14 protein-coding genes are annotated in these 12,790 nt (G+C 32.4%); 3 read left to right on the top strand and 11 right to left on the bottom strand.

From position 1 onward, the window contains the following. The first annotated feature begins 89 nt into the window (after positions 1-89). On the top strand, positions 90-542 hold the full coding sequence (locus tag UMM65_RS16530; RefSeq protein ID WP_321978146.1) for an MATE family efflux transporter: 453 nt from the start codon (positions 90-92) through the stop codon (positions 540-542). A 3-nt stretch (positions 543-545) separates the two neighbouring features. Here UMM65_RS16530 and UMM65_RS16525 read toward each other — a convergent pair whose 3' ends face one another. The 11 genes from UMM65_RS16525 to UMM65_RS16475 all read right to left on the bottom strand — a co-directional run bounded on the left by UMM65_RS16525 (position 546) and on the right by UMM65_RS16475 (position 11,775). Continuing rightward, positions 546-1,709 carry an ATP-binding protein gene (locus UMM65_RS16525; RefSeq protein ID WP_321978145.1) on the bottom strand — a complete coding sequence of 388 codons (1,164 nt, stop codon included), beginning with the start codon at positions 1,707-1,709 and terminating at the stop codon, positions 546-548. 82 nt (positions 1,710-1,791) lie between these two features. Continuing rightward, positions 1,792-2,904: a lipid-A-disaccharide synthase gene (lpxB, locus tag UMM65_RS16520; protein ID WP_321978144.1), complete on the bottom strand. Its 1,113-nt coding sequence runs from the start codon at positions 2,902-2,904 to the stop codon at positions 1,792-1,794. A 172-nt stretch (positions 2,905-3,076) separates the two neighbouring features. Next, complete coding sequence (locus UMM65_RS16515; RefSeq protein WP_321978143.1) at positions 3,077-3,973, bottom strand: pseudouridine synthase; 897 nt, start codon at positions 3,971-3,973, stop codon at positions 3,077-3,079. Positions 3,974-4,075: 102 nt separating this feature from the next. Next, positions 4,076-5,029, bottom strand: a complete 954-nt coding sequence (locus tag UMM65_RS16510; RefSeq protein ID WP_321978142.1) for a carbon-nitrogen hydrolase family protein — start codon at positions 5,027-5,029, stop codon at positions 4,076-4,078. Further along, entirely contained in the window at positions 5,026-5,964 is a 939-nt protein-coding gene (locus UMM65_RS16505; protein ID WP_321978141.1) for a geranylgeranylglycerol-phosphate geranylgeranyltransferase, read from the bottom strand. The genes UMM65_RS16510 and UMM65_RS16505 overlap by 4 nt, the downstream gene beginning before the upstream one ends. Before the next feature lie 9 nt (positions 5,965-5,973). Continuing rightward, entirely contained in the window at positions 5,974-6,900 is a 927-nt protein-coding gene (locus tag UMM65_RS16500; RefSeq protein ID WP_321978140.1) for a mevalonate kinase family protein, read from the bottom strand. Positions 6,901-7,256: 356 nt separating this feature from the next. Beyond that, positions 7,257-7,829 carry a toxin-antitoxin system YwqK family antitoxin gene (locus UMM65_RS16495; protein WP_321978139.1) on the bottom strand — a complete coding sequence of 191 codons (573 nt, stop codon included), beginning with the start codon at positions 7,827-7,829 and terminating at the stop codon, positions 7,257-7,259. A 160-nt stretch (positions 7,830-7,989) separates the two neighbouring features. Further along, the gene (locus UMM65_RS16490) at positions 7,990-9,135 is read right to left on the bottom strand and encodes a diphosphomevalonate decarboxylase (RefSeq protein ID WP_321978138.1); all 1,146 of its coding nucleotides are present in this window, start codon (positions 9,133-9,135) and stop codon (positions 7,990-7,992) included. 27 nt (positions 9,136-9,162) lie between these two features. Beyond that, complete coding sequence (locus UMM65_RS16485) at positions 9,163-10,080, bottom strand: DMT family transporter (protein ID WP_321978136.1); 918 nt, start codon at positions 10,078-10,080, stop codon at positions 9,163-9,165. A gap of 71 nt (positions 10,081-10,151) precedes the next feature. Next, on the bottom strand, positions 10,152-10,865 hold the full coding sequence (locus UMM65_RS16480; protein WP_321978135.1) for a LytR/AlgR family response regulator transcription factor: 714 nt from the start codon (positions 10,863-10,865) through the stop codon (positions 10,152-10,154). Further along, a complete protein-coding gene (locus tag UMM65_RS16475; RefSeq protein ID WP_321978134.1) occupies positions 10,858-11,775 on the bottom strand; it encodes a sensor histidine kinase in 918 nt (305 codons plus the stop codon). Before UMM65_RS16475 ends, UMM65_RS16480 begins: the two co-directional genes overlap by 8 nt. Before the next feature lie 355 nt (positions 11,776-12,130). On the opposite strand from UMM65_RS16475, the gene UMM65_RS16470 reads away from it, so the two are divergent. Both UMM65_RS16470 and UMM65_RS16465 read left to right on the top strand, forming a co-directional pair. Next, positions 12,131-12,490, top strand: coding sequence for a MotA/TolQ/ExbB proton channel family protein (locus UMM65_RS16470; protein WP_321978133.1), 360 nt, complete (start codon positions 12,131-12,133; stop codon positions 12,488-12,490). Positions 12,491-12,534: 44 nt separating this feature from the next. Then, on the top strand, positions 12,535-12,768 hold the full coding sequence (locus UMM65_RS16465) for a hypothetical protein (RefSeq protein ID WP_321978131.1): 234 nt from the start codon (positions 12,535-12,537) through the stop codon (positions 12,766-12,768). The last annotated feature ends 22 nt before the right edge of the window (positions 12,769-12,790 follow it).

Here is a 12,790-nt window from a genome sequence, read left to right as displayed (position 1 = left end):
ACAAGATAAAATTACTGAGATGGTAAACCAACTAACTCCTGAACTTATAAAATCTATCACCAGTTATCAATTATACACTAAAACATTTTTTGAGTATTTTTAAATCAGAAATGGTATTATTGGGAGAAAAAGACTATAAAAATCTTTGGAATTTAAGTTTAGATTTAAGTAAATATGCTATTGCTGTTGCTTTTATTTTAGCAATAATTTGTTTTATATTTTACATTCCCATTGGTAACGCTTTTTCTAATGACAGTGAGGTTTTGGAATCATTTTATGCTATTTTTTGGATTGTGCTATTGATGCAACCTTTAAATGCCCTTGCTTTTGTATTTGACGGCTTATTTAAAGGATTGGCAGAAGCGGTAACGTTAAGAAATACGTTAATAGTCGCCACTTTTTTAGGATTTATTCCCGTATTGTTAATTGGCGATTACTTCGGATTAAAACTCTATGCCATTTGGATAGCCTTTACCGTTTGGATGTTTTTACGGATGATTATTTTGGTGGTTGTTTTCAGGAGGAAGTATTTGGTGGAGTGATTCTCACTCCAACGGAATTTTTTCCAAACTGTTCCAGCTTATCAAATTACCATTTGGCAATTTGTCGTTTTCATCGCCGTTGTAAATCAGGTAATTGTCCTTTTTATCGCTTCCGGATAGTTTGTTCCAGTAAATCAAGTGTTTAAAGTATTCTTTGGTATAGGTTTTACTCGATTTTATTTCAATGGGTATTAATTTATTTGCTGTTTCTATTAGGCAATCTATTTCTTTTCCGTGCTTATCTCGCCAATAGTATAGATTAGAGGGTTCTGCATTGTTGAATTTTGATTTTAAAAGTTCGTTTACTATAAAATTTTCGAATAAATTGCCTCTTAGATGGTGGAGATCCAATTGGACTGCTGACTTAATTCTCAACAAATTACAAGCCAATCCCGTATCGTAAAAATACATTTTTGGACTTTTTACCAATCGTTTGTTAAAATTTTTATGATGTGGTTGTAATAAATGAACAATGTAACTGGCTTCTAAAATTGATATCCAACTTTTAGCGGTGTTTATAGTAATGCCAGTATCCGATGCTAACGAATTCATATTTAAAATCTGACCGATCCGTCCCGCACACAATTGTACAAATCGCCTAAATGTATCCAAATCGCCAATATTTTTAATGGTTCTAACATCTCTTTCAACATAAGTTTGAATATAATCTGAATAAAAAATATCCGGCGGAATGCTATTGTTATAGAGCCTTGGATAAGAACCTTTGAAAATATAATCTAAACTGTTTTTAATTTTATATTTTGTCTTTTTAAGTTCCGCTAACGATAGTGGTAACAGTTTTAAAATAGCTGTTCTACCGGCCAAGGTTTGACTTATATTTTCTAACAATAAAAAATTCTGCGAGCCTGATAAAATAAATTTGATGTCCTTATTTTCATCAACAATACCTTGCAAATAAGAAAACAGTTCTGGTGTATTCTGTATTTCGTCAAAAATGGCACCATTGGGATATCTATCCAAAAAGCCTCTAGGATCTTCCAGTACTCTGTTTTTTATATCTGGTGCTTCTAGCAGAACGTAGGGCAAATCAGAAAACACACTTTTTATTAAAGTCGTTTTACCCGACTGTCTGGGACCAGTAATCGTTGTTATTGGATAATAAGTAGAAATTTCTACTAATTTTTTATGTATATCTCTCGCTATCATTACACAAATATAACACAAATACTGGACAAAATTGCAATCAAATTGCAATTTTGTCCAGTATTTGTGTATCTATAATCTTGATTTAAGTAAGCAAATCATTATAAATAAGACTAGCGGCCTTGGCACTTGCACCTTTGCCACCTAATTTTTTTTCAAGTTCGTAATAGTCAAGAAAGAGTTTTTCTCTGTGTTTGTTGTCTAAAATTTTGGAGAGTTCTTTTTCTAATTTTTTAGTGTTAAAATCATTCTGAATAAGCTCTGTTACCACTTCACGATCCATGATTAGATTGACAAGTGAAATAAACTTTAAGGTAATAATCCGTTTTGCAATTTGGTAGGAAATATTACCCGCTTTATAACATACCACTTGCGGCACTTTAAACAAAGCGGTTTCTAATGTTGCCGTACCAGAAGTTACTAAAGCGGCATACGAAACAGAAAGTAAATCGTAGGTTTTATTATCTATAAACTTGACGTTCGTGTCTTTAATAAAGGGCTTATAAAATTCAAAATCTTGGCTCGGTGCTCCTGCAATAACAAACTGATAATCTTTAAATTTATCAACCACTTTAAGCATAACTGAAAGCATCTTTGTAATTTCTTGTTTACGACTTCCAGGCAATAAAGCGACGATAGGTTTTTCGTTTAAATCATGTTTTTTTCTAAATGCTTTTTCACTTACTTGGTTTCTGTCTGCAATGGCATCAATCAAGGGGTGTCCAACAAAGTTAACCTTGTAATTGTGTTTTTGGTAAAATGCTTCCTCAAAAGGAAGGATGACGTACATATTGTCAATATCGCGTTTTATAGCTTCAACACGACCTGCCCTAGATGCCCAAACTTGAGGTGATATATAATAGTTGGTTTTAAAACCTTCTTTTTTAGCCCATTTAGCAATACGTAAATTGAATCCTGAATTATCTACAAAAATAATACAATCAGGTTGGTATTCGGCAATATCTTTTTTACAGAAAGATATAAAACCCAGCACTTTACGCAGATTGGTAATTACCTCGGCAAAACCCATAAAAGCCCTGTCTTTATAATGAACAACCAAAATACCGCCAACGGCTTGCATCAAATCACCGCCCCAAAACCTAAACTCTGCATTTGCATCTTTTTTTTGCAATGCCTTCATTAGGTTTGAAGCATGTAAATCGCCCGAAGCTTCTCCTGCAATGATGTAGTATTTCACTTGATATGTTTTATTATAATATAGCGTTTGTTCGAGTGATTTTCGATAGAAAATTTTATCGAGAACTTAGCTTTAAAACCCATAAAATTTGATTCTCGATACTAATTTCGCAGATTTCATCGGCAAAATTCACTCGAATTGACAAATTTTATTACGACCTTGATAACTGATGTTAAAGCATCTTCAAATTGTTAACCTCTTGTTGCGTTAAATGTCTCCAGTGCCCTCTTGGTAGGTTTTTCTTAGTCATTCCCGCAAAAATAACACGGTCTAATTTAATTACTTTATACCCAAAATGCTCAAATATTTTTCTCACTATTCTGTTTCTTCCGGAATGGATTTCAATTCCAATTTCTGTTTTTGATTCATTTTCTATATACGAAATAGCATCTACAAAAACCATTTTACCATCTAACACAAAATTTTCAGAAATTTTCTGCAAATCGCTCATGGCTAGTTTTTTATCTAACGAAGCATGGTATAATTTCTTCACATTATGTTTAGGGTGCGTGAGTTTTTTTGCCATTTCACCATCATTGGTAAACAACAATAAACCTGTTGTATTCCTATCTAATCTACCAACGGGATAAATACGTTCTTTTGTAGCTCTACCAACTAGTTCCATTACCGTATGTCTTCTTCTTTCATCATCCATTGTGGTGATGTAATTTTTAGGTTTATTCAGTAAAACATAGCGTTTAGGTTCGGGATTAATGGCAACATCATCAAAACGAACATCGTCAGTTGGTTTTACTTTATAGCCCATTTCGGTAATTACTTTTCCGTTAACAGTTGCACTACCTGCCTTAATAAACACATCCGCCTCTCTACGTGAGCAAATGCCGGAATTCGCAATGTATTTATTCAATCTAATTTCAGTAGGTTCTTCTAGACGTTGCTTTGGTGTACTTTTTCGTATGTCCTTCCGGTAAGGGTTTGGTTTGCTCTTAGCACCAAATTTTTTGTTTTTATCGAAAGATTTTTTAACTGTTGCAGATTTCTTTTTTGAATCTGAATTTGAAGAAGACGCTTTGGCGTGTCGTCCTCTCGACGAGTTTTGTTTTGCCATTATTTTAATTTTATACTTCTAATGTTTAGAAGTTTGATTAACACACTTTCGTTAAAACTTTGGCGTGCGAGGTGCAAAATTAATACATTTAATAATGTTAAACTATTCTTTAATATCAATTATTTGCTGCCGTTCTCTATTTACAATAAGTTTTGTAACATCAGGTCTTGAATAGTGCCCAACAGGATCAAAGTTTTGTCGTTCTTCTAACACACGGTTAAAGTCTAACGTTTCTATGAGCAAACCCTCTTTATGTAAAATAGGTTCTAATATCCATTCTCCATCCGGTCCAGCAATACATGAACCTCCGTTGGCCAAAATTTTCGGAGCGTTCTCTAGAATTTTTTCTAAATGTGGAGTGTTTTTAGGAAAATCTTCTCTAGTCATTAAGCTGGATACAGAAATCACATAAGAACGAGACTCTCTTGCAATAAACTTAGTAATGTCTTTTGTATTATGATCACTCCCTGGCCATACGGCAATATGCAAATCTTCACCCATTCCGTACAAAGCCGTTCGTGGTAAAGGCATCCAATTCTCCCAACAATTTAATCCTCCCACAGTAAACTTATTGATTGGATGTACCCGTAAGCCATTTCCATCACCTGGAGCCCAAGTTAAACGTTCATCATAGGTAGGTTGTAATTTTCTGTGAACTGATTTTATTTCCCCATTTTGATTGATATAAACCAACGAACAATACAAGCTATGTCCACCTCTATTCTTTGCCCTTTCAATAATGCCCAAATAAATGGCAATGTTGTTTTCTTTAGCAATATTACAGATAATATTTAATTCACCTGCTTCAATTTGAATTGAATTATTGGCATAATGGGCATGCAATTCCTTATTAACTTTTGTGTTCCATTCAGCTCCACCGGTTAATGCCAACCAAAAGGGATAGCCAGGTAATAAAGCCTCTCCAAAAACAATCAATTCACAACCTTGATTAGCAGCACCTTGTATGGTAGCAACTATTTTTTCAATGGTTTTATCCTTATTTAACCATATAGGAGATATTTGAGCCAAAGCGACTTTTAATAATGATGAGCTCATAACAATCTTTTTAGGATTACGGAAGTATCAATAAACGCTAAACTAAATACGCCAGCAATAATTAACAGTTTAAGTATAGTATGTAAAAGCATATAGTTCTTTTTGGTATTTGATTGCCATAACAGCATTAGAAACACCAATAACACCAAAGCGGTAAAATAAAAATAGTACTTCATTAATCCTATTTCGGGATATTTCAACAGAAAATAAATTGGGGGTATAGTCAAAAAAATGATTAATGTAATTAGCATTTTGGTGAATCTTTCACCATATTTTATTGGTAAGGTCATATAATTTGAAACTATATCTCCCTGCATGGTTTCCAAATCTTTAATAAGCTCCCTAATCAATAAAACAAAAAATAGAAAACAAGCATGTGTAAAAATAATGGCAGAAAAGTTTCTATAATATACGAAAATGACAAAAAAAGGCAATAAGGCCAGAACGGAAGCAGAGAAAAGTTTTACCAACGGATAGTGCCTTAATTTATGTGAATATAGCCATATTAAAAATATATACACCGCAAAAAATACAGCCGCTTTCCATGATACTAAAAAGGCAAAAAGAAAACCTAAAAAATTCAATGTAAAGTAAATGTATAATTTGGTTTGCTGTGTTACAATACTGTCCAATTTAGTTTTTTGAGGTTTGTTGATTCTGTCTTTATCAACATCGTAAAAATTATTGATAATATAACCCGAAGCGATTACACATATTGTCGCTAAAACTATTAAATACAAATCTAGATCGAGCAAAACACCGCGTAACGATTTTTCTGGGGCAAAAATAAAGATGGAAGCTAAATACTGAGCAATTACAATAATAACAATATTGTAGCCTCTGACTACTGATAGTAAACTGAAAAATTTATAATAAAAAGGATATTTTTTTGGTTTTTTTGGAGTGTTTTCTTCTGCGGCTTTAAGTAAGTCCATAAGCCATAATTAAAATCTATAAACCAATTCTAATTTGTATTTTTTTAAAATTTCTTGTGCTTTGGCATAATCTTGCGTAAAGCCTAAAATATAACCACCACCACCAGAGCCACATAATTTTAGATAGTAGGCATTTGTATCAATTCCTTGTTGCCAAAGGTTGTGAAATGCCTTGGGAATCATAGGTTTAAAATTTGCCAATACAACTTTGGAAAGCTGTTTTACATTGCCAAAAAGCGATTTTGCATTACCATGCAAAAAATCATCTATACAAGCATCGGTATATTTGGCAAAGTCTTCATTGATCATTTTTCTAAAACCTTCGTTTTTCATTTTGTTCATAAATAGACTGACCATTGGTTCGGTTTCGCCAATTTGTTCTGAATCCAATAAAAATACGGCTCCTTTCCCTTCTTTTTGAGATGGAATTCCCGTTGGTTCCAAATTATCTTTGGAATTAATGAGAATAGGTAAACTTAAATAACTATTTAAAGGGTCCAAACCAGAGCTTTTACCGTGAAAAAAAGACTCCATCAATGAAAAAATGCCCTTAAGTTTTAACAATTTATCTCTGGTTAAGTTTTCCAGCACCGTAATTCTGTCGTCGGCATATTTGTCGTAAATAGCCGCAACCAAGGCACCAGAACTTCCTACTCCATATCCTTGTGGGATACTGGAATCGAAATACATACCATTGTCAATATCGCGTTTTAACTCTTCTAATCTAAAATGTACAACACCCTTATCAATAGTAGTTAAATATTGATAGAATTTGAAGAGATTTTCATTGGAATTTTTCGCAATATCCGTTAATTTACTTGATAACTTTAATGCTCCTTGAAAAGAGTTGTAAGGTATAGCCAACCCTTTGGAATCTTTAATTATTCCATATTCGCCGAAGAGTAAAATTTTAGCGTAAAATAAAGGTCCTTTCATCGGTTAATTCTTATTGCTTTTAGTGGTCAGATGGAATATCTAAATTATTGTAAATTTTAATATTACAATGATATGTTAATAGATATTTCATCAGTTTGGGTTTTGTATCATAACAAATTCCTTGCAAATATAATATAATCTAACAAGAATAATACAACTATAGTCTTTATTTGCCTGACGACCTAACACTTTTTGTAAAGCCACTAATTCACTAATTTTTAAAATCTAAAGATTTTTATTCGTGTTAATTAATGAGTGTCTCATACTATTTTGTAATTCGTGAATTCGTGGCAATAAAATACTCTAACATAAAACACTGGTTGCCATTTGTTAAACGCCCTGGTTAACATTTTATTTTAATTTTCAACCATACCATCATAATAATAAACTTGCCAAATTCCTGTTTTTTTACCGTTGGTATATTTACCCTCGGCTTTTAGCTTGCCATTGTCGTAATACTCTTTCCATTCGCCAATCCTTCCTCCCGATTTATAAATTCCTTCTTCGGCCTTTTGGGCATTTTCGTGATAGGCGACATATTCCCCATCGATTTTTCCATCGGTATAGGAATATTCGCTTCTTAACGGTCCGCTATCAAAGTAGTTTTTACGCACACCATGTGGCACATTGTTTTTATAATGTACGGTTTGCATCATTTTTCCATTGGGATGGTACCAGGTAACTTTTCCATCATAAAATTCCTCATTTTCTTTTAAGGTTAGGGCTTCCATTTGCAGGGTGCCATCAATATAATAATCTTTCCACAGGTACCCTTTGTCTTTTTTATCGGGTGCTGGCCTGTAATATGAGGCATGGGCACGTTCGGTCTCTCCCCAGTTGGCATCGTACCACAGGGTGTCTTTTTGGGCTAATAATGAGCTAGAAATAAGTATTGCAACGAGGCAAAGTAGTGTAGTTAAATTTTTCATGACTAAAGATTTTAATTAATATTAAGCAACAAAAACCTATATTCCGTCTGCGACAGACTAAAATTATTATTGGTTCTGTTTCTCTAGTCTAAATTTATTATGTCCTTACATTTAATCAATTTCGTTTTGTCAATACAACTGACATAAAAGGTTGAATCTTTTAATTAATGTCGATTTGCTTTGCACCAGAACCGACCCTATCACAAATATAGTGATTATTTTGACAAAATTGAAGTAATTCGCTTACAATAAATTGGTTGACGATTTCTTTTTCCTTTTCGGGAAATAAAACATGAACATTGGCTCCAGCATCCAAGGTAAAGCAAATATTCGAGTCTGTTTTTGACCTAAACGCCCAAATTTTATTGATAATCTCCAACGTATTGGGCTTCATCAAAATAAAGTAAGGATGGCTGGTCATCATCATGGAATGAAGCGTAAGTGCCTCACTTTCAACAATATTTATAAACGACTTTATATCCCCAATTTTAAGAGCTTCCGAAATTTTAACCATATTTTCATTGGCTTGAACAAAGCGTTGTTGAGCATAAGGGTGATTGTTCATTAAATTGTGCCCAACAGTGCTGGAAACCTGTTTTTCGCCTTTATCAACCAATAAAATCGTATCTTGGTAGTTTTTAAAATTGTCATGAACAGGTTGTGAGAATTTAACTCCAAAATAATCAGAACTGTTCTCAATTTTATCATGCTTTCCCCAAACTACGATGGGACCTTCAATACTTCTGGCAGCACTTCCAGAGCCTAAACGAGCTAAAAAAGACGCTTTTTTGTAAAATAATTCGTCCGACATTGATGGATTCAACGCTTTTTCCATACTCATAATGCACAAAGCTAAAGCAGCCATGCCACTTGCCGATGAAGCGATACCGCTACTGTGCGGAAAGGAATTATGGGTTTTGATTACAAAATCATAATCAGAAATAAAAGGAACTAGTTTGCCAATTCTTATTATAAATTGACCTATTTTCCCGCTAAATTCAGGTTTTTTTTCTCCGTCTAAAAAAACATCAAACATAAATTCTTTTCTGGTAACTGTTTGCTCAAAACCGTTGTCACCGTCAGGTTTGGAAACTTCAACAGGTTTTTCCCTCTTTTTAAACTCCAACGTTGTTTGTGTAAAACAAGCATCTAATGTGAAACTGATAGAAGGATTTTCTGGTACCTGATCTTTACGTTTACCCCAATATTTTACTAAGGCAATATTACTTGGTGCTTTCCAAGTGAAAGAACCGTCTTCTAGTATTTTCGATTGTGTTGGTTGGTAAATAAGGTCGTTTAGTTCCAAAATTCAGATTTTATGCAAAGATAATTGTTAGCTAACAAGTTTTCTAGTTTTTTTAGACTTATTCAAAGAAACAAAGGTAATACCGATAATTACGATTACTGCTCCAATTAGTTGCAATAAAGTTAATCTTTCATCTAAAAAAATATACGCCAAAATTATAGTAGAAATTGGGCCAATACTTCCAATAATTGAAAAATTGGAAGCTCCAATTTTTTTAATGGCCAATGAAACCAAAAAAGAAGGAATTAAAGTTGACAGAACCGCCATCATTAATCCTAAAACATAAACTTGATAGGTATAATCGAAAATACTCGTTCTATCGACAATTAAGTAATGTATTATTACACAAATTGACGAAACAATCATGGCATAAGATGTAAACCGTAAAACCCCAAATTTAGGAATTAGCCATCCACTTCCAACCAAATACGAAGCATAAGTCAAGGCACTTAGAAAGATCAGGAATCCACCAAGTAAAACATGGTCGCCGTTGTATTGTAACTCTCCGCTAAAAGTAACAATTACACCAAAATAGGTAATCAAGATGGCGACAATCTGTTTGGCGGAAATCTTCTCTTTTAAAAAGATTCTCCCAATGACAAGTACTAAAGTTGGATAAATAAAAAGTATTATCCTTTCTAAACCTGCTTTGATGTACTGAAGGCCTAAAAAATCAAAATAACTTGCCAAATAATACCCTATAAAACCAAAAAATATAAGCCAAATGTAATCTTGTCTTTTGATTTTCTCAGGCGACGGCGATTTAAGAAAATATAAAATCGTCAAATAAAAAGGAAGCGAAAAAAGCATTCTAAACAAAAGTAAATGTAGCGAACTCACATTATATTGATACGCCAACTTAACCATAATGGCCTTAGCGGAAAATAAAACGATACCGACCACAGCAATGAGTACAGCCGAATTCTTTAGTTTGGAAAATTGCATGGGCAAATGTATTGTAATACATATGTTAGGCTGTTATCAATTAGTATAAAATTACGATGCTCAAACAGAAATTAAATATTTTCCAGTTTTTTTAGGACCTCATTTTTATATGTTCTGCTAATTGGAATTGCTTTATTGTTGATTTCCACAAATTCATTGGTAAATAATTCTATCTTATCAATTGAAATTATAAAGGAACGATGGATTCTTAAGAATTGATTTTGAGGTAATTTTGCTTCAATATTGCTTATTGTTTCTCGGGTAGTTATGGTTTTATCAAGTAAATGGATTTGAATATAATCGCTTAGGCTTTCTATATAATTTATTTCTGAAAGATTAATCTTTACCATTTTTCTATCGGCACGCACGAAGATAAAATCGTTTTTTTCATGGATTTCGATTTTTGGCTCAGATTTAATTTCAACATTTTCATTTGTGAATTTATTGATGGCTTGCAAAAGGCGTTCAAAAGAAATGGGTTTTAGCAAATAATCTACGGCTTGCAGATCAAATCCATCAATGGCATATTCTCGGTAAGCAGTGGTAAAAATTACTTTTATGTTTTTATTGATAGATTTTGCAAAGGCCAATCCTGAGATTTCGGGCATATTAATGTCTAAAAAGACTAAATCTATTTTTTCCGAACTTGTCGTGTTAAAGGCCTCTGTCGCATTTTTACATAATTTGGAAACTTTTATCATGTCAATTTTTTGCAAATGCGTTGCTAAAATTTCGCGAGCAATATGTTCATCATCCACTATAATGCAGTTAATTATTTTAGTCACTTAGGTTTCCTTTTAAGTTTAATATAGTTAGGTTTACATTATACCAATTCTCTTTTTCAGTAATAATTAAGGTATAATTATCAAGATACAAAATATCTAATCTTTTCTTTATGTTTTTAAGTCCAATACCTGCGTTTTCTTGTTTCGTTTTATCCTGCAAAGCGGTATTTTTTATAGCGAAATTAAGTGTGTCATTTGAAAAATTAATTACAATCTTAATTTGTAAAAATCCGTTAATTAAACTGCCATGTTTAAAAGCGTTTTCCACAAAAGGAATAAGAATCATTGGTGCAATTTGAATTTTATTGGGAATTTTATCTGCTACGAAAACAACTTTCATCGTATCTTGAAACCTGATTTTTTCAAGTTCAATATATTCCTCAATATGCGAAACTTCTTTTTGTAAACTCACTTTAGGTTTACTAACTTGGTATAAAATATAATCCAATAAATTGGACAGTTTTAGAATAATTCCAGGAGTGTCTTTGGACTGTTTTAAGGCAAAACCGTAAATAGTATTTAATGTATTGAATAAAAAATGTGGATGAATTTGCTTTTTTAAATATTGTAGTTCCTGATTTTTAATCTGCAATTGGGTTTCCAAAATTTTATTTTCCAATGCCTTGTTTTTAGAAATTGTTTTGAAATTATGATTCAATAAACTAATAAAACTAAAAATAGCAACCACTAGATAAACCAATATTAAAATAAACACAAAATTCCTGCTCATCGGTGGCATATTTTTAATTTCCATATTGGAGAGGAAAATAAAACTTCCGTAAATTGCTACAAGTATTAAACACGTAGAAAAAACGGATGTATAAATACTATAAATTATAAAAAGGATGTACTTTTTTGTTAGGAGATATTTAGGAATTAAATAATACACCATAAAATAGGTAGTAATCATAGTTATTGGCAACAAAAAACTTGAGAACCAAGTGACATACCTTGAGTTGTTAGAATTGTAACTAAAAAAATAGACAAAGAAAAACCATACGCCAATCCAGAGTAAGAAATGTAGGGCTACAAATTTGCTTTTATTTAAAAGTTGTAAATTCACTATCGCAAGTTGCTCAATTTATTTCAAAATGTACAATTTCATAGATGAAATACCTATTTAGACTTGTTTTTTACACAAAAAAGTACCAAAGTGGACTAAACGGGTTAATTATCTTCCTTATTCGTTGTTCTGTCGCAATTTTAGCAATGCGGATAGTATTCTTAATAGATTTGATTATTATTAATCTAAAAATTTAACTATTATGTCAACATTTTTTGAAAAACTTTATCAAGTAGAGTCATTATTTACTTTCCCACTTTTATTAATACTAATTTTAGTAATAGGATTAATTATTAAAGGTTTTCTTAAAAAAGAATCTTTAGATAAAACAATTATTTTGATAAGCTCAATTTCTTTATTTGCATTAGTTTGGGGCTTTTTTACCTTGATGGTTGGTCTGATTGGAGCATTTGAATCTATTCAAATGGCAAACGAAGTTTCGGCTGGAGTTATAGCAGGTGGACTTCAGTATGGTCTCTTAACTCCTGTTTTTGGCTCTATTATATTTTTAATTGGTAGATTGGGAATTATTGTTTTAACTTGCTCGCAAAAAGATAATTAGAAATTTTGAAAGATAGAAATTAATACCTTTGCCCAAAAATCATTTTGAACAGAAAAATAAAACTCATCTGGGATTTTAGAGGCCCTGAAGCCTTACCAACGGCCAAGCATCATGCCATTCATTTAAGGGAATTCGCTGTAAAGGAAAAACTGACTTACCACCAGGTTGATGTAACCGAGTTTTCAGAATATTATTCAATTGCATTTATTGTAGTTGATGAAAAAGATATGCTTACGTATCGCGACGCCTTAAAACCACATAGGGGAGAGGTAGCATAAAAAAATAAATCTCAAATTCCAA

The sequence above is a fragment of the Aureibaculum koreense genome, from assembly GCF_034296135.1.
In the GTDB taxonomy this organism is placed as follows: Bacteria; Bacteroidota; Bacteroidia; order Flavobacteriales; family Flavobacteriaceae; genus Aureibaculum.
This window is presented reverse-complemented; position numbering and strand designations above follow the sequence as displayed.